This is a genomic window from Variovorax sp. dw_308 (assembly GCF_019207085.1).
GTDB lineage: Bacteria > Pseudomonadota > Gammaproteobacteria > Burkholderiales > Burkholderiaceae_C > Variovorax.
On record NZ_JAATOM010000003.1, the window covers coordinates 146,194 to 162,348 of the forward strand.

General features: G+C 66.0%; 17 protein-coding genes. 2 read left to right on the forward strand and 15 right to left on the reverse strand.

The features are described 5' to 3' along the window. Positions 1-651, forward strand: coding sequence for a PDZ domain-containing protein (locus HCU76_RS07080; RefSeq protein WP_213957663.1), 651 nt, complete (start codon positions 1-3; stop codon positions 649-651). A gap of 12 nt (positions 652-663) precedes the next feature. Here the strand turns inward: HCU76_RS07080 and HCU76_RS07085 are convergent, their stop codons facing one another. The 11 genes from HCU76_RS07085 to HCU76_RS07130 form a co-directional block, all read right to left on the reverse strand. Continuing rightward, positions 664-1,023 (reverse strand): DUF1428 domain-containing protein, encoded by a 360-nt coding sequence (locus HCU76_RS07085; RefSeq protein WP_213957662.1) that lies wholly within the window; start codon positions 1,021-1,023, stop codon positions 664-666. Between the two features lie 67 nt (positions 1,024-1,090). Then, positions 1,091-2,413 (reverse strand): amidohydrolase, encoded by a 1,323-nt coding sequence (locus HCU76_RS07090; RefSeq protein WP_213957661.1) that lies wholly within the window; start codon positions 2,411-2,413, stop codon positions 1,091-1,093. Further along, positions 2,410-2,538, reverse strand: coding sequence for a hypothetical protein (locus tag HCU76_RS36550; protein ID WP_256354067.1), 129 nt, complete (start codon positions 2,536-2,538; stop codon positions 2,410-2,412). The genes HCU76_RS07090 and HCU76_RS36550 overlap by 4 nt, the downstream gene beginning before the upstream one ends. A 76-nt stretch (positions 2,539-2,614) precedes the next feature. Further along, positions 2,615-3,997, reverse strand: coding sequence for an MFS transporter (locus HCU76_RS07095; RefSeq protein WP_213957660.1), 1,383 nt, complete (start codon positions 3,995-3,997; stop codon positions 2,615-2,617). Positions 3,998-4,039: 42 nt separating this feature from the next. Then, positions 4,040-4,828, reverse strand: coding sequence for a benzoate diol dehydrogenase BenD (benD, locus tag HCU76_RS07100; protein WP_213957658.1), 789 nt, complete (start codon positions 4,826-4,828; stop codon positions 4,040-4,042). Between the two features lie 14 nt (positions 4,829-4,842). Beyond that, positions 4,843-5,859 carry a benzoate 1,2-dioxygenase electron transfer component BenC gene (gene benC, locus HCU76_RS07105; protein WP_213957657.1) on the reverse strand — a complete coding sequence of 339 codons (1,017 nt, stop codon included), beginning with the start codon at positions 5,857-5,859 and terminating at the stop codon, positions 4,843-4,845. 23 nt (positions 5,860-5,882) lie between these two features. Next, positions 5,883-6,368 (reverse strand): benzoate 1,2-dioxygenase small subunit, encoded by a 486-nt coding sequence (benB, locus tag HCU76_RS07110; RefSeq protein ID WP_213957656.1) that lies wholly within the window; start codon positions 6,366-6,368, stop codon positions 5,883-5,885. Continuing rightward, positions 6,368-7,741 carry a benzoate 1,2-dioxygenase large subunit gene (gene benA, locus HCU76_RS07115; RefSeq protein ID WP_213957655.1) on the reverse strand — a complete coding sequence of 458 codons (1,374 nt, stop codon included), beginning with the start codon at positions 7,739-7,741 and terminating at the stop codon, positions 6,368-6,370. Before benA ends, benB begins: the two co-directional genes overlap by 1 nt. A gap of 147 nt (positions 7,742-7,888) precedes the next feature. Further along, the gene (locus tag HCU76_RS07120; protein ID WP_213957654.1) at positions 7,889-8,809 is read right to left on the reverse strand and encodes a dioxygenase; all 921 of its coding nucleotides are present in this window, start codon (positions 8,807-8,809) and stop codon (positions 7,889-7,891) included. Positions 8,810-8,858: 49 nt separating this feature from the next. Next, entirely contained in the window at positions 8,859-9,149 is a 291-nt protein-coding gene (gene catC, locus HCU76_RS07125) for a muconolactone Delta-isomerase (protein WP_213957653.1), read from the reverse strand. Positions 9,150-9,162: 13 nt separating this feature from the next. Further along, on the reverse strand, positions 9,163-10,317 hold the full coding sequence (locus HCU76_RS07130) for a muconate/chloromuconate family cycloisomerase (protein ID WP_213957652.1): 1,155 nt from the start codon (positions 10,315-10,317) through the stop codon (positions 9,163-9,165). A 123-nt stretch (positions 10,318-10,440) separates the two neighbouring features. Here HCU76_RS07130 and HCU76_RS07135 point away from each other — a divergent pair, with 123 nt between their 5' ends. Next, on the forward strand, positions 10,441-11,394 hold the full coding sequence (locus HCU76_RS07135) for a LysR family transcriptional regulator (protein WP_218628305.1): 954 nt from the start codon (positions 10,441-10,443) through the stop codon (positions 11,392-11,394). Here HCU76_RS07135 and arfB read toward each other — a convergent pair. From arfB to clpB, 4 genes are all read right to left on the reverse strand, one after another. Beyond that, positions 11,363-11,770 (reverse strand): alternative ribosome rescue aminoacyl-tRNA hydrolase ArfB, encoded by a 408-nt coding sequence (gene arfB / locus HCU76_RS07140; protein WP_213957651.1) that lies wholly within the window; start codon positions 11,768-11,770, stop codon positions 11,363-11,365. The two genes, HCU76_RS07135 and arfB, sit on opposite strands and share 32 nt — an antisense overlap. A gap of 2 nt (positions 11,771-11,772) precedes the next feature. Further along, positions 11,773-12,957, reverse strand: a complete 1,185-nt coding sequence (locus HCU76_RS07145) for an acetyl-CoA C-acyltransferase family protein (RefSeq protein ID WP_218508882.1) — start codon at positions 12,955-12,957, stop codon at positions 11,773-11,775. Between the two features lie 150 nt (positions 12,958-13,107). After that, positions 13,108-13,443 carry a hypothetical protein gene (locus HCU76_RS07150; RefSeq protein ID WP_213956425.1) on the reverse strand — a complete coding sequence of 112 codons (336 nt, stop codon included), beginning with the start codon at positions 13,441-13,443 and terminating at the stop codon, positions 13,108-13,110. A gap of 6 nt (positions 13,444-13,449) precedes the next feature. Next, a complete protein-coding gene (gene clpB / locus HCU76_RS07155) occupies positions 13,450-16,071 on the reverse strand; it encodes an ATP-dependent chaperone ClpB (protein WP_213956424.1) in 2,622 nt (873 codons plus the stop codon). Between the last annotated feature and the right edge of the window lie 84 nt (positions 16,072-16,155).

The following is a 16,155-nucleotide window of genomic DNA, read 5'->3' on the forward strand; positions in this document are numbered from 1 at the left end:
ATGACGAGGAACGGTTCATTGCGATGTGCGCCGTGGCGCGCGCTTCTCCCGCTCGCGGTGCTGCTGTCGGCCTGCGCGGGCCAGGTCAACCCCATCGTCGACGAAGACAGCGCTGCCGCGCTCTCGGCCCAGACACCTGCGCGCATGAACGCGACGCCTGCCGACTACCGCGGCAACGACTGCTACATGCTCGGCCGCTTCCTGGGCGTCATGCAGCAGGGCTACCGCGTGACCGTCGGCTTTCCGCAGAAGGTCTACGGCTGGCATGTCGATGCGATCCAGCAGGTGCAACAGGAAAAGGGCTGCGCCAACGTCCAGGCCGGAACGTCCGCCAACCCGGTGGTGAGCGGGCACCTGGGTGTGCAATTCGAAGCGCTGACGCCGGCGATGGCGCGCACCCTGGGCATGCGCAATGCCTACGGCGCCCTGGTGGTGGAACCCGGCGTCGGGCAGACCGGCCTGCACGCCCGCGATGTGGTTGTCGAGATCTCCGGCCAGCGCGTGCAGACGCCGCTCGAACTGCAATCCATCGTGGGCCTGATGGCGCCCGGCTACAAGGCGCCGCTGGCCGTCTGGCGCGACGGTGCGCTCGTCAAGCTGACCATCGAGGTCACGGCGCCGGGGTCGGCCGTGGTGCAGGCGGCCAAGTAGGCTGGAGGCTGGCTACAAGGTCATCATGATCTCGAAGCCGCCCCAGAACATGCGCTTGCCGTCGAAGGGCAGCTTCGATGCATCCATCCACTCCTTCAGCCGCGGGTCCACCATGACCCTGGCATTGACTTCGTCGCGTTTCGCTCGAGACTCGAAGACGATCCACGACAACACCACGACCTCGTCGTCCTTCAACTGCACGGCCTGCGGAAACGAGGTGTGCTCCCCCGGCTGCACATCGTCCGCCAGCGCCTCGCGGTATTCGAGCGCACCGTGCTCGCGCCAGACGGCGCCCACCTTGAAGGCCATCGCGCGATAGGCCTCGACATTGGCCTTGGGCAGGGGCAGGACGTATCCGTCGACATAGGCCATGGATTTCTCCTTTGAATGCTTGTGCGTTCACACTACGGCCTGCGCCTCTGGCGCGCAAGCCCGAAGACTACTTCGGCGCCATCGTCGTCAGCACGGCCACGCTCATCGCCTCGACACTGGTCTTGATCGAAGGCTCCGGCACCGGCGCGAAGAAGGGCGAGTGGTTGAATGCGATGGGTTTGCCGCCGGGCTTCATCGAAGCGGCCACGTCCTCGGGGGCGAGCACGCCGACGAAGAAGAACATCGACGGCACGCCGGCGTTCACGAACTCCGAGAAGTCCTCGCTGGCGGTGATCGGCGGCACCGCCACCACCTTGGGGTCGCCGAACGCGGCCTTGAGCGCGGCAACGGTGCGTCCGACCACGGCCTCGTCATTGACGACCGCCGCGCCGCCGGGCACGAGTTCGACCACCGGCTCCGGCGCGCCTCCCATCATCGCCGCCGCATTGGCCGTGCGACGGATGCCGGCGAGCAACTTCTCGCGCACTTGCGGGCTGTAGGAGCGCACGGTGCCGCTCAGCACCACCGTGTCGGGAATGATGTTGCCCACGGTACCGCCCTGGATCGCACCGATCGTGACGACGCCGAATTCCGCCGGGTCTTTCTCGCGGCTGACGACGGTCTGCACGTCGGTGACGAAGCGCGCCGCGATGGCGATCGGGTCGATGGTCTTGTCGGGCGCGGATCCATGGCCGCCACGGCCCTTGAAGGTGATCTCGAGCGAATCGGAGTTCGAACTGATGGCGCCGACCTTGTAGCCCACGAAGCCGTACGGCGATGGCGAGGTGTGCAGCGCGAAGGCGTAGTCGGGCTTTGGAAAGCGCTTGAACAGCCCGTCGGCGATCATCGCCTTGGCGCCCGACACGGTTTCCTCGGCGGGCTGCGCGACGAACATCAGGGTGCCCTTCCATCTGTCCTTCATGGCCAGCAGCGTGCGCGCGGTGCCGACCCAACTGGCCATGTGGATGTCGTGGCCGCAACTGTGCGCGACAAAGGACTCGCGGCCGTTGGACTGCGTCCTGGCCTTGCTCGCGTAGGGCAAGCCGGTCTTCTCTTCCATCGGCAGGGCGTCGAGCTCGGTGCGGACCAGCACCGTGGGCCCGGCCCCGTTCTTGTAGATTGCGACCACACCGGTGCCGCCGACCTTCTCGGTCACTTCGAAGCCGAGCTTGCGCATTTCGTCGGCCATCTTCGCGGCCGTCCGCACTTCCTGGAACGCGATCTCCGGATTCGCATGCAGGTCCCTGTAGAGCGTCTCCAGTGACGGGTACATGCCGCTCACGATGGGCGCGACCTGCGTGTGCAGTGGCGAGGGCGTCTGCGCGCCCGCCGTTGCGGCGAGCAGGACAGCGCCGAAGACTGCGCTGCGGCGAACGAGAGCATGAATCATCTTGAATTCTCCAGTTGGATGTGAGCGGTGCGACCCACGGAGGGCGTCGCATCATCGATCAGTGCGCCCGAAGCCTCCACCAGTCGATGAAGGGCAGCGACGATGTTGCGCAGTCGCTGGATCATGACGAAAAAGCTCCTGCCACGGCGCAAAAAAAAGCCGATCCATGGCTCTTGGCAAGGCGACACAGCGCGGCTCGCACTACTTCGCAGGCACAGCAAGCTTCACGCCAGCCGTCGGCCCCTGGCGGCTTGCGTCGACTGTGCTCGCGTGTTGGGCACCCGTCGCGCGACCATGGTTGATCAAGGCCACCGCGATGGCCGCGATCACCGCGGGGATCGCGATCGCCATGAAGTTCTGCTGGAGCGGCAAGGCCAGGCCGACCAGGCTGCCGATCACGATGGGCGCCAGGATGGCGCCGCTGCGCCCCACGCCCGAGGCCCAGCCGATGCCCGTGGCGCGCACCGCCATCGGATAGAACTGCCCGACGTAGGCGTAGGTCACGATCTGCGTGCCGATGGTCGAGGCGCCCGCCAGGCCGACCAGCAGGAACAGCACTTCCGTCGGCACGCGATAGCCCAGCAAGGTGATCGACACCGCCGCCAGTGCATACATGCCGACCAGCACGTACTTGATGTGGAAGCGGTCCGCGAGCCAGCCGCCGCCCACCGCGCCGATCATGGCGCCGAAGTTCAGCACCAGCACGAAGGTCAGCGCCGAGCCCAGGCTGTAGCCCGCACCGGCCATCAGCTTGGTCAGCCACGAGCTGAGCGCGTAGACCATGAACAGGCACATGAAGAAGGCGATCCAGAACATCACGGTGCTGAATCCGCGGCCTTCCTGGAACAGTCGACCGATCGGCGCGCTCACGGCCTTGTCCTCGCGCGGCAATTCAAAACTGTCCGCCGCGTCGGGACGGTAGCCCGGATCGAGGCGGCTGGCGATCGCCTTCAATTCGTCGACGCGCTTCGCCTTGATCAGGAAGGGCATGGATTCCGGCATCGAGCGCAGGATGAGCGGGATCAACAGCACCGGCACGCCGGCAGCCAGGAACACCGAAGCCCAACCGTAGGCTTCGATCAATCCCTTGCCCAGCAACGCGGCCAGCATGCCCCCTACCGCATAGCCGCTGAACATCAGCGTGACCATGGTGCTGCGGATCTTGCGGGGCGAGTATTCGGTCATCTGGGCGACGACATTGGGCATGACGCCCCCGATGCCGAGGCCGGCCAGGAAGCGCATCACGCTGAACGTCACCGGATCGTGGGTGAAGCCGGCCGCGGCCGTGAAGACGCTGAACAGGCCGATGCAGATCGCGATCGCCCGACGCCTGCCGATCCTGTCCGCGATGGTGCCCAGGAAGATGGCGCCGAACATCATGCCGAACAGCGCGGAGCTGACCATGAAGCCCGCGTTCGTCGGGCTCACGCCCATCTCTTTCATGATCGACGGCAGTGCGATGCCGGCGACGGCCAGGTCGTAGCCGTCGAAGATGATGATCAGGGCGCACCAGAAGAGCACCTTTCCGTGGAAGCCGTTGAATCGGGCTTCGTCTGACAGCTTGTGGAGGTCGATGTGGCGCATGGTTGTCTCTCGTTGGATTTGCTGTGGATGTCGAGGGGCTGGTCAGCCGAGGTCGCCGCCGCCGACGGGCAGCACGGTTCCGGTGATGTAGGAGGACTCGTCCGAAGCGAAGAACAGGATCGGGGCGACCTGCTCGTCGATGGTTCCGTAGCGGTGCATGAGGCTGGAATCGACCGTCTGGTCGACCACGCCCTGGTACCAGGTTGCTTCCTGCCGGCTGGGCTTCGCCTTCGCCTGATTGCGCGGCACGCGGCGCGGCGGTGCATCGGTGCCGCCGGGCGCCGTGGCATTGATCCGGATGCCGTTGTGCGTGTGCTCCATCGCCAGCGAGGCGGTCAGCGCATTGACGCCGCCCTTGGCTGCCGAGTACGGCACGCGGTGCACGCCGCGCGTGGCGATGGACGACACGTTGACGATGACGCCGCGCTTCTTCTTCACCATGAAAGGCAGCGCGGCGCGGCAGGACCACAGCGTCGGGAAGAGCGAACGCCGGATCTCGGCCTCGATCTGCGCCTCCTCGTAGTGCTCGTAGGGCTTGGCCCAGATCGTGCCGCCGACGTTGTTGATCAGCACGTCCACGCGCTTGAACTTCGCGAGGCACTCCGCGACCATGGCTTGGGCACCTGCGAAGGTCTCGAGGTCGGCCTGGAAGCCGGAGGCGATGCCGCCGGCCTCCCCGATCTCCGCGACGACCTCGTTGACGATCTCGGCACGATCGACGGCCAGCACGGTGCCGCCTTCTGCGGCGACCTTCAGCGCAACGCCACGGCCGATGCCCTGGGCGGCACCCGTCACGATGACGACCTTGTTCGTGAAGCGTGTGCCGGTCATTTGATGAGCAGCGCTCATGCCGCCACCGCTTCGTTGGCCGACGAGAACTTCTCGAAGTGGAAGCTCTTCGGCGTGACGCCGACGCCCGACATCCACTTGCGCACGCCCTCGACCATCGGCGGCGGGCCGCAGACGTACACATCGACATTGCCGTCGTGCAGGTCGTCGCCCGAGAGGTGGTTGGTGACGTAGCCCTGCTTCGGATGTCCGCTCTCCGCGTCGACGACGCAGGTGAAGAATTCGAAATCCGGCAGGCTGGACTTCAGCGCCGACAGGGTCTCGAGTTCGACCAGGTCGTCGTTGGTGTTGACGCCGTAGGCCAGGCGGATCGGATGGTCCGTCGGGTTGTCCTTGAGCCACTGGAGCATCGACAGGAAGGGCGCCAGGCCGGTGCCGCCCGCGAGCATCAGGATGGGTCGCACTGCCGGCCGCAGGTAGAAGCTGCCGTAGGGGCCGGTGAACATCAGGAAGTCCTCGGGCTGCGCCTGCTTGCGCATGTAGGTGCTCATGAGGCCGTCGGGCACGTCGCGGATCAGGAAGGCCAGCTCGGAAGTGTTCGGCGCGGAGCTGAAGGAGTACGAGCGCGTTTCCTTGCTGCCGGGCACCATGAGATTGACGTACTGCCCCGGCAGGAATGCCAGCGGCCGTTCCGATTGCAGCGCGAACGACACGGTGGTTGCCGAGTCGCGCTCGATCTTCGTGAGCTTGCCGCCGTGCGCGCCGACCTCCGTCTTGCACGCGGCCGACGAAGCCGGCACCCGCACCACGCAATCGGAGGTGGGCTTCATCTGGCAGGTCAGCACGTAGCCGTTCGCGGCTTCGTCGTCGGCGAGCGCATCCTCGATGTAGTCGCCCATCGTGAAGCTGCCGCTCTCGCAGTGGCATTTGCAGGTGCCGCAGGCGCCGTCGCGGCAGTCGAGCGGGATGTTGATCTTGGCGCGGTAGGCCGCGTCTGCAACCAGTTCGTTGGGCTCGCACGGGATGATGCGCGAGACGCCGTCCTCGAACTGCAGGGCGATGTTGTAGGTCATGCTTTGTCTCCTTGTCTCGTGGATCAGATGTGATAGATGTCGAGCAGGTGGTGGATGTAATCGTTCTTCAGGACGACGTACTTGCGCTTGATCAGCGGCTTGTCGCCACTCGTGTCGAGCGTGTATTGCGAGCTGCCGAAGTACACGTCGACGATGTCGTAGCGGAAGCTGTGCGTGGTCCAGTTGAAGGACACGACGCATTGCTGGTCGTCCTGCGACAGCACCTCCAGGTTGTTGATCGCGTGGCCGGTGCGCGTGTCGGGCATGGTGGCGCTTGAGCGCTCGGTCTGGATGCGGAACACGCGGTCTTCCAGCCCCTGCTTGTCGGGGTAGTAGATGAGCGAGACCTCGTTCTGCGGGTCGGTCGTGAGCTTGTCGTCGTCATCCCACGAGGGCATGAAGAACTCGGCGTCGTCCGCGTAGCAGGCGAGCCAGTCGGCCCAGCGGTGCTCGTCCAGGGCGCGGGCTTCCGAGTAGACGAAGGACTGGATGGCTTGGTAGTCGAGCATCACAGCGCCCCTTCCGATTCGGCAACCACGGCCTTCTTCATGGTGTCGAGCCAGTACTCGTGCTGACCGATGTAGAGGCCCTCGTCCTCGGTCTTCACGCAGCTCAGGTCCGGCTTCAAGCCGATCAGCTCGGCCGTGGCGTCCGGGCCCTTGATCCAGTGCGTGGCACCGCGGCTCATGTCGTTCCACTTGACGGCCCGTGCGCCGTAGCCGTGCTGGCAGGAGCGGAACTCCTCCAGGTCGTCCGGCGTGGCCATGCCGGTGGCGTTGAAGAAGTCTTCGTACTGGCGCAGCCGGCGCGTGCGGGCTTCCTGCGCCTCGCCCTTCGGCGCGATGCAGTAGATCGTCACTTCGGTCTTGTCGACCGAGATCGGCCGCACGATGCGGATCTGCGAGCTGAACTGGTCCATCAGGTAGACGTTGGGGTACAGGCACAGGTTGCGGGACTTGCCAAGCATCCAGTCGGTGCGGGCCTCGCCGAACTTGCCGATCCACTCGTCGCGCTTCGAGTACAGCGGCCGGTCTTCCGGGTTCGACCAGTTGGTCCACAGAAGCAGGTGGCCATGCTTGAAGGTGTAGGAGCCGCCGCCCTGCTGCGCCCACTTGCCGGCATTCATGGCCTTGACGGTGTCGACCTTGCCGTCGACGCTGCGCCGGCTGGTGGTGGCCGCGTAGTTCCAGTGCACCGACGAGACGTGGTAGCCGTCCGCGCCGTTCTCCGCGCCGAGCTTCCAGTTGCCGTCGAAGGTATAGGTCGACGCGCCGCGCAGCACTTCCAGGCCTTCGGGTGACTGGTCGACGATCATGTCGATGATCTTGGCGGCCTCGCCCAGGTGCTCTTTCAGCGGCACCACATCGGGGTTGACGCTGCCGAACAGGAAGCCGCGGTAGTTCTCGAAGGCGCCGAGCTTCGCCAGGTCGTGGCTGCCTTCGCAATTGAAGCTGGACGGGTAGCCGGCTTCGGCGTTGTTGTCCTTGACCTTGAGCAGCTTGCCGGCGTTGTTGAAGGTCCAGCCATGGAACGGGCAGGTGAAGCTGGACTTGTTGCCCTTTTTATGCCTGCACAGGATGGCGCCGCGATGGGTGCAGGTGTTGGCCAGCGCATTCAGCTTGCCGTCCTTGCTGCGTGTGATGACGACCGGCTGGCGGCCGACGTACACGGTCAGGTAGTCGTTGACGTTGGCGATCTGGCTTTCATGCGCGAGGTAGACCCAGTTGCCTTCGAAGATGTGCTTCATCTCCAGGTCGAACAACTGCTCGTCGGTGAAGACCGAGCGGTCCAGGCGGTACTTGTGCGCGACCGGATCGTCCTCGAGCAAGGCGTCGAGCTTCGAGAGGTCTGGCGTGGACTTGACGGGGTAGATGGGGATCATGTCGTGTCTCCGAAAAGGTTTGCGATTTGGCGATTTGCAGAAAGGAGGTCGTCGCAAAGCCGAAGCACGCTGCTTCACCATCGACGATCGGGGGTTGGGGAGAGAGGCTCCTGGCCGGGCATGCCGGCGCAGGAGCAGTGGCTCAGGTCAGGCCAGGGCGCGCGCGATCCGTGCTTGTGGATCGGCTTCGCTTTCGTCCACGGCAGGTTGCATGACGAAGTCGAAAGGCACGCGGGTGAACTGGGTCGTCACGCCGAGCGATTCGTAGCCCTTGGGCGAGGTGTTCCGCTCGAGCTTCAGGATCAGCCCGTCGCGCGTGGCAAAGGCGAAGTCGTCGTCGATGAAGCTGTCGCCCGGCACGTTGACCTGTGTCGTCAGCGTGCGCAGGCCGGGTGCGACCACCAGGAAGTGGATGTGCGCCGGACGGTTGCCGTGGCGGCCGATGGCGCTGAACAGTTCGGAGGTCGGGCTGTTCGGCGGAATCGCGTAGCCCGGCGGCAGGAAGCTGCGGAAACGGTAGCGGCCCTGGGCATCGGTCTCGATCTTGCGGCGCAGCGCGTACTCGGCCTGGTCCGGATCGAAGTGCGAGTAGCGGCCCAGTTCATTGGCATGCCACACGTCGACGATGGCGCCGGCCACCGGCTTGCCGTTGACGTCGAGCACGCGGCCCTCCATCACCATGGTCTCGCCGCGTTGCTCGTCGCCTTCTTCGTCGACGCGCGTCTCGTACTTCGAGAGGGGGGCGCCGGCGATGTAGAGCGGTCCTTCGATGGCGCGCGGCGTGCCGGCATTGCGGCCGGCGCGTTCGTCGGCTTCGTCCAGGCGAATGTCGAGCAGGCGGTCGAAGCCCAGGCCCGCGGTGATGAGGCCGGCCTGGCCGCTCGAGGCGAGGCGCGAGAGCCAGTCGACACCGGCCCAGAACTCGTCGGGCTGGATGTCGAGGTCGTCGATGGCACGGAACAGGTCGCCGACGATGCGCGCGGTGATCTTCTGCACGCGCGGGTCGCCGTCGGGGCGGTTGGCGAACGTGACGCGTTCGAGCAGTTGGGTCTGGGTGAGTTCGTTCATGGCGTTGTCTTCCTTGGGATCGTGGGGTGGAGGGGAAAAGTGGAATGGATCAGCGGTCGTCTTCGCGGATGGACGAGCCGTGCCGGCACAGCGGCCGCACGACGATGTCCATGTACGGGAACAGGGGCAGCGTCATCAGCGTGTCGTGCAGCGCCGCGTTGTCGGCGACGTCGAAGATGCTGACGTTGGCGTAGCGCCCGGCGATGCGCCAGAGGTGGCGCCAGACGCCGTCGCGTTGCAGGCCTTGCGCAATCTCCTTCTCGCGCGCCTTGAGCTGGTCGGCTTGCGCCGGCGCCAGGTCGTGCGGGAGATTGACGGTCATTTCGACGTGGAAAAGCATGGTCTTGGTCCTCTCAGGCGGTGGCTGCGACAGGCTGCGACGCGCGGTCGCGGCGGTAGAAGGCGAGCTTGTCGAGGTCGAGTTGCACGCCCAGGCCGGGCACTTGCGGAAGCTGCAGCTCGAAGTCGCGGTATTCGGGGCGCTGCACCACGATGTCGTCCTTCAGCAGCAAGGGGCCGAACAGCTCGGTGCCCCAGGCCAGCGTCGGGCAGGCGGCGAACACATGGGCCGCGGCGATGCTGCCGACGCTGCCTTCGAGCAGCGTGCCGCCGTAGATGCCCATGCCGCCCGCATCGGCGACGGCAGCGGCGCGCAGCGTGGGCCACAGGCCGCCGGCTTGCGAGATCTTCAGCGCGTAGACATCGGCCGCGGCATCCGCGGCCAGGTCGAAGGCATCGATGGCGTCGTGCACCGCTTCGTCCGCCATGATGGCCACGTCGAAGCGGGCCGCGAGCCGCTTCAGCGCCTGCCGGTTGCGGCGGGCCACGGGTTGCTCGATGAGGGCGACGCCGATGGCTTCGAGGGCGGCGATGCCGCGCACCGCCGTGGGTTCGTCCCAGGCCTGGTTCACGTCGACGGTGAGCATCACGTCGTCGCCAAGGCCGCGGCGGATCGCCTGCACATGGGCTATGTCTTCGGCCAGCGGATGGCTGCCGATCTTCAGCTTGAAGACGTTGTGGCGGCGGGCTTCGATCAGGGCGAGGGCTTCGTCGACATCGCGTGTCGCGTCGCCGCTGGCGAGCGTCCACAGCACCGGCAGCGAATCGCGCATCGCACCGCCCAGCAGCGCATGCACCGGCAGGCCGAGGCGCTGGCCCTGCGCGTCGAGCAACGCGATCTCGACCGCCGACTTGGCAAACGAATTGCCCTGCACCGAGGCCGACACACGCCGCATCGCCACGTTGACGCGGGTGGCGTCGGTGCCGATGAGCAGCGGCGCGATGTAGTTGTCGATCGCGCTCTTGATGCTCTCGGGGCTTTGGTCGCCGTAGGCCAGGCCGCCGATGGTGGTGGTCTCGCCGATGCCGGCGACGTCGTCGCTGCAGGCGATGCGAACGATCACCAGCGTCTGGCGCATCATTGTCGTCATCGCCAGCTTGTGGGCGCGGATGGTCGGCAGGTCGACCAGGATGGCCTCGATGGAGTGGATGGTGGGGCTCGTGTTCATGGACTGAATGGTCCTCCTCACGCGCCCTGCGGTCCAATATCGATTGAGTCCGGCAAAATACCTTTAAGGTATACAGGCATCGGGTTTTCACTGACCCACACGAATCCGCAACAGGAGCCTCCCATGCACATCGAATTGCGCCACCTGCGCTATTTCTGCGCGGTCGCGCGCGAGCTGAGCTTCAGCCGCGCGGCCGAGCAATTGCATATCGCGCAGCCGCCCCTGAGCCGCCAGATCCGGACGCTGGAGGAGGAACTCGGCGCCGAGTTGCTGGACCGCACGTCGCGCCCGCTGCGCCTCACGCCGGCCGGGCGCTTCTTCCAGATCCAGGCGCAACAGATGCTCGACCGCATGTCCGAGATCCAGACTGCGACGGTGCGCATCGCCGGCGGCCGGCGCACCTGGTACGCGATCGGCTTCGCGCCCTCGACGCTCTACGGCAAGCTGCCGGACGTGATCCGCCAGTTCCGCGAAGCGCAGCCGATGGTCGAGTTGAACCTCTACGAGATGACGACGGTGCAGCAGGTCGAGGCGCTCAAGGCCGGTCGCATCGACATGGGCTTCGGCCGGCTGAACTTCGACGACGACGACGTGGTGGGCGAACTGGTGCGCGAGGAGACCGTGATGGTGGCGCTGTCCGTCAACCATCGCCTGGTCAAGCACAAGAAGATCACCCTTGCCAAGCTGGCGACCGAGCCGCTGCTGCTGTACCCCTCGAAGCCACGGCCCAGCTATGCCGACCAGGTGCTGGAAATGTTCCAGTCTCGCGGGCTGAAGCCGGTGATCGCGCTGGAGTCGAACGAGGTGCAGACCGCCATCGGCCTCGTCGTCGCGGGCCTTGGCTACGCGCTGGTACCGCAATCGGTGCAGAACCTGCACCGCGAGGGCGTGCTCTACCTGCCGCTGGGCGACGAAGGGGTGACGACGCCGGTGATCATGAACCGCCGCCGCAACGACGAGTCCGAACTGACGACCTACCTGGCAGAGATGGTCCGGTCATTGCCGACATCGGTGCGCAGCCTGGCCCGGCGGGCCGAGGCCGGCATCAGTCCTTCAACGGCCCGCGCAACTGCTTGATCGCCGAGCGCTGGCTCTTGCCCTCCAGACGCCTCTGCTTCGAGCCATAGGTCGGCTTGGTGGCCCTGCGCACACGCGGCGCCACGGCCACGCTGTCGACCAGTTCCTGCAGTCTTGCCAGCGCATCGGCCCGGTTCATGTCCTGGCTGCGGTGCGTCTGCGCCTTGAGCACCAGCACCCCCTCCTGCGTGATGCGGCTGTCGCGCAGCGCGAGCAGCCGCTCCTTCACGCCTTCCGGCAGCGACGAAGCCGGGATGTCGAAGCGCAGGTGCACCGCGCTCGACACCTTGTTGACGTTCTGCCCGCCCGCGCCTTGCGCGCGGATGGCGCTGAACTCGACCTCGCGCTCGTCGACTTGCGCAGAGGCCAAGCTCACGATCAGACCCGCTCGAAGATCGCGGCGATGCCCTGGCCGCCGCCGATGCACATCGTCACCAGCGCATAGCGCCCGCCCGTGCGATGCAGCTCGGCGATCGCCTTCACCGTGATGATCGCGCCGGTCGCGCCGACCGGGTGGCCCAGCGAAATGCCCGAGCCGTTCGGGTTGACCTTGGCCGGATCGAAGCCCAGTTCCTGGATCACCGCGCAGGCCTGCGCCGCGAAGGCTTCATTCGACTCGATCACGTCGAGGTCCGAGACCTTCAGGCCGGTGCGCTCCAGCACCTTGCGCGTGGCCGGGACCGGGCCGATGCCCATGTACGCCGGCTCGACACCCGCGTGCGCGTAGCCGACCAGCCGGGCCAGCGGCTTCAGTCCCAGCGCCTGCACGCGCGAACCCTCGGCCAGCACGATGGCGGCCGCGCCGTCGTTGATGCCCGAGGCGTTGCCGGCGGTGACCAGGCCGTCCTTCTTGAACGCCGGCTTCATCTTGGCGAGCGTCTCAAGCGTGGTGTCGGCGCGCACATGCTCGTCGGTGTCGAACAGCACGACGCCCTTGCGGGTCTTCACCTCGACCGGGACGATCTGTTCCTTGAAGCGGCCCGCGGCAATGGCGGCGGCGGCGCGCTGCTGGCTCAGCACGGCCAGCGCATCCTGCTGGTCGCGCGTGATGCCGTGGCGCGCCGCGACGTTCTCTGCCGTGATGCCCATGTGCATCTTTTCCCACGGGTCGTGCAGGATACCGAGCATGTAGTCGACCAGCACCGCATCGCCCATGCGCGCGCCATAGCGGGCCGAGGTGTCGAAGTACGGGCCGCGGCTCATCGATTCCGAGCCGGCGCCGATCGCGACGTCGCAATCGCCCAGCGCGATGGCTTGCGCCGCCGACACGATGGCCTGCAGGCCCGAGCCGCAAAGGCGGTTGACGTTGAAGGCCGGCGTCTCGATGGGGCAGCCCGCATCGATGGCGGCCACGCGGCTGAGGTAGGCGTCCTTGACGTCGGTCGGGATGACGTTGCCCATCACCACGTGGCCGATGGCGTCCGCTGCCACGCCGCTGCGCTCGATGGCGGCCTTGACGGCAGTGGTGGCGAGCTGGGTGTTGGGAACGTCCTTCAGCGAACCGCCGAAGGTGCCGATGGCGGTGCGGGCGGTGCCGACCACGAAGATGTCGCGAGTGCTCATGAGAAAAGCTCCTGGTTATGAAAATCGGGTGAGGGAGACGCTGAAAGCCCCGCCGGGGACTTGTTCGACATCTACTTTCTCAGGCGGCGATTTTCGCAGGCGCCAGCAACGCGCAACCGGCCGCAGGTTTGCGCGTACCGTGAAGGAGGATCAGCGGTTCGACGGCGTCTTCGGCATCACGTCGGTCACGTCGCCGGCCGCGCCGCGAACGATGCGCGCCGGTTGCTCCACCGACTCGCCGCGTGCCCGCGCATTCACCACGTCGGCGGCATTGGGCTCCGGCGGCTTCGTGGCCTGGCGGAAACGGTCGAAGCCGCTGCCCGGATTGAATCGCATCACCCACGGCCTCACCGGCTTTCCGGTGATGCGGGCCCACACGTACCCCATGATCCACAGCGCGGCCAAAAACAGCACGGCCACGGCGAGGCTAGCGGCCAGCACCAGCCCCATGCAAAACAGGATCACGCGCAGTAGAAAGGTCAGCATCGGCACTTAGGCTACCACCTCGTCGGTTGGTTCCTCCGACTTCGCAAACTGAAACACACCCGGCGAATGGATCGTGTCGGTCGTCACGTGGATCGTGTCCTTCGGCCCGAAACTGCCGTCGAGCAGCAGCTTCGACAACGGGTTCTCGATGCGCTGCTGGATCGCCCGCTTGAGCGGCCGCGCACCGAACACCGGATCGAAGCCGACCTTGGCAATTTCCGCCAGTGCGGCAGCGGACACTTCCAGTCCCAGGTCCATCTTCGCCAGACGCGCCTGCAGCACCTTGAGCTGGATCGCCGCGATGGCCTCGATGTTCTTAGCGTCGAGCGCGTGGAACACCACCGTCTCGTCGATGCGGTTCAGGAACTCGGGACGGAAGTAGTTCTTCAACTCGTCCCACACCGCGTCCTTGATCTCATCGTACGGCTTGCCCACCATCGCCTGGATGATGGGCGAACCGATGTTGCTGGTCATCACGATCACCGTGTTCTTGAAGTTCACGGTGCGCCCTTGGCCATCGGTCAGGCGGCCATCGTCGAGCACTTGCAGCAGCACGTTGAAGACGTCCGGATGCGCCTTCTCCACTTCATCGAGAAGCACCACGCTGTAGGGCTTGCGCCGCACGGCCTCGGTCAGGTAGCCGCCCTCCTCGTAGCCCACGTAGCCGGGCGGCGCACCGATCAGGCGCGCCACCGAATGCTTCTCCATGAACTCGCTCATGTCGATGCGGATGAGGTGGTCTTCGGCGTCGAACAGGAAGCCTGCGAGCGCCTTGCACAGCTCGGTCTTGCCCACGCCCGTCGGGCCGAGGAACAGGAAGGAGCCGGTCGGACGGTTCGGATCGCTCAGGCCGGAGCGCGAGCGACGGATGGCATTCGCGACGGCGCCAATGGCCTCGTCCTGCCCGACCACGCGTTCGTGCAGCTTGCCTTCCATCACGAGCAGCTTGTCGCGCTCGCCCTGCATCAGCTTGGCCACGGGAATGCCGGTGGCACGCGCGACGACCTCCGCGATCTCTTCCGCGCCGACCTGCGTGCGCAGCAGTTTCGGCGCGCTCGCGGTGCCCTTCTTCGCCTCGCTCGCTTCGGCTTCCTTCAGGCGCTTTTCGAGCGCTGGAAGCTGCCCGTATTGCAGTTCGGCGACGCGGTTGAAATCACCCTTGCTGGTGAATTCGGCGATCTGGAACTTGATCTTGTCGATGTCCTCGCGGATGTGCGCGCTGCCCTGGGCTTGCGCCTTCTCGGCCTGCCAGATCTCGTCGTAGTCGGCGATCTCTTTCTGCAGCCTGACGATCTCTTCCTCGATCAGGCCGAGCCGCTTCTGCGAGGCCTCGTCCTTCTCGCGGCGCACGGCTTCGCGCTCGATCTGCAACTGGATCAGGCGGCGGTCGAGCCGGTCCATGACCTCGGGCTTGGAGTCCATCTCGATCTTGATCTTGGCCGCGGCCTCGTCGATCAGGTCGATGGCCTTGTCGGGCAGGAAGCGGTCGGTGACGTAGCGGTCGCTCAGCTCGGCCGCAGCGACGATGGCCGGGTCGGTGATCTGCACGCCGTGGTGCAACTCGTATTTTTCCTGCAGCCCGCGCAGGATGGCGATGGTCGCCTCCACGCTCGGCTCGCCGACGATGATCTTCTGGAAGCGGCGTTCCAGCGCGGCGTCCTTCTCGATGTACTTGCGGTATTCGTCGAGCGTGGTGGCGCCGACGCAATGCAGTTCGCCGCGCGCCAGCGCCGGCTTGAGCATGTTGCCCGCGTCCATCGCGCCTTCGGCCTTGCCGGCACCGACCATGGTGTGCAGTTCGTCGATGAAGACGATGGTCTGGCCTTCGTCCTTCGCTAGTTCGTTCAGCACCGTCTTCAGGCGCTCCTCGAATTCGCCGCGGAACTTGGCACCGGCCAGCAGCGCGGCCATGTCGAGCGACAGCACGCGCTTGCCCTTCAGCGACTCGGGCACCTCGCCCGCGACGATGCGCTGCGCCAGCCCTTCGACGATGGCGGTCTTGCCCACGCCGGGTTCGCCGATGAGCACGGGGTTGTTCTTGGTGCGGCGTTGCAGCACCTGGATGGCGCGGCGGATTTCCTCGTCGCGGCCGATCACCGGATCGAGCTTGCCGAGGCGTGCGCGCTCGGTGAGGTCCATGCAGTATTTCTTGAGCGCTTCGCGCTGCCCTTCGGCATCGGCGCTGTTCACGCCCTGCCCGCCGCGCACGGCTTCTATCGCGGCTTCGAGCGATTTGCGCGTGAGGCCGTTGCTGCGCGCGAGATTGCCGATCTCGGCCTTGCTGTCGGCCACCGCGAGCAGGAAGAGTTCTCCGGCAATGAACTGGTCATTGCGCTTGATCGCTTCCTTCTCGGTGGCTTGCAGCAGCTTGTTGAGGTCCGGCCCGACCTGCACGACGTCGTGCCCCTGCACCTGCGGCAGCTTCTTGATCGCGGCTTCTGCAGCCTGCACGAGGCCCGGCACGTTGGCGCCGGCGCGTTCGAGCACCGCGCGCGGACCTTCGTCCTGGCGCAGCATCGCGAGCAGCAGGTGCACCGGCTCGATGTAGGCGTTGTCATTGCCGAGGGCGAGCGATTGGGCGTCGCCGAGGGCTTCCTGGAATTTGGTGGTGAGTTTGTCTTGGCGCATGGCTTGATTCCTGCATTCAAAATAGGACTGTTGCGCGGCGATTCAAGGGCAAATCTCGCCCGGCCGCCGACTTTCCTCAAATCA

Excerpts from the sequence above, each read along its gene's own strand:
- benC (WP_213957657.1), bottom strand. The coding sequence starts at position 5,859 with ATGACCTACAACATCGCCCTGCAGTTCGAGGACGGCGTCTCGCGCATC.
- HCU76_RS07095 (WP_213957660.1), bottom strand. The coding sequence starts at position 3,997 with ATGCGCCACATCGACCTCCACAAGCTGTCAGACGAAGCCCGATTCAAC.
- HCU76_RS07080 (WP_213957663.1), top strand. The coding sequence starts at position 1 with ATGACGAGGAACGGTTCATTGCGATGTGCGCCGTGGCGCGCGCTTCTC.
- benB (WP_213957656.1), bottom strand. The coding sequence starts at position 6,368 with ATGCTCGACTACCAAGCCATCCAGTCCTTCGTCTACTCGGAAGCCCGC.
- HCU76_RS07090 (WP_213957661.1), bottom strand. The coding sequence starts at position 2,413 with ATGATTCATGCTCTCGTTCGCCGCAGCGCAGTCTTCGGCGCTGTCCTG.
- HCU76_RS07120 (WP_213957654.1), bottom strand. The coding sequence starts at position 8,809 with ATGAACGAACTCACCCAGACCCAACTGCTCGAACGCGTCACGTTCGCC.
- benA (WP_213957655.1), bottom strand. The coding sequence starts at position 7,741 with ATGATCCCCATCTACCCCGTCAAGTCCACGCCAGACCTCTCGAAGCTC.
- HCU76_RS07135 (WP_218628305.1), top strand. The coding sequence starts at position 10,441 with ATGCACATCGAATTGCGCCACCTGCGCTATTTCTGCGCGGTCGCGCGC.
- HCU76_RS36550 (WP_256354067.1), bottom strand. The coding sequence starts at position 2,538 with ATGATCCAGCGACTGCGCAACATCGTCGCTGCCCTTCATCGACTGGTG.
- clpB (WP_213956424.1), bottom strand. The coding sequence starts at position 16,071 with ATGCGCCAAGACAAACTCACCACCAAATTCCAGGAAGCCCTCGGCGAC.
- benD (WP_213957658.1), bottom strand. The coding sequence starts at position 4,828 with ATGACCGGCACACGCTTCACGAACAAGGTCGTCATCGTGACGGGTGCC.
- HCU76_RS07145 (WP_218508882.1), bottom strand. The coding sequence starts at position 12,957 with ATGAGCACTCGCGACATCTTCGTGGTCGGCACCGCCCGCACCGCCATC.
- HCU76_RS07150 (WP_213956425.1), bottom strand. The coding sequence starts at position 13,443 with ATGCTGACCTTTCTACTGCGCGTGATCCTGTTTTGCATGGGGCTGGTG.
- HCU76_RS07085 (WP_213957662.1), bottom strand. The coding sequence starts at position 1,023 with ATGGCCTATGTCGACGGATACGTCCTGCCCCTGCCCAAGGCCAATGTC.
- HCU76_RS07130 (WP_213957652.1), bottom strand. The coding sequence starts at position 10,317 with ATGAACACGAGCCCCACCATCCACTCCATCGAGGCCATCCTGGTCGAC.
- catC (WP_213957653.1), bottom strand. The coding sequence starts at position 9,149 with ATGCTTTTCCACGTCGAAATGACCGTCAATCTCCCGCACGACCTGGCG.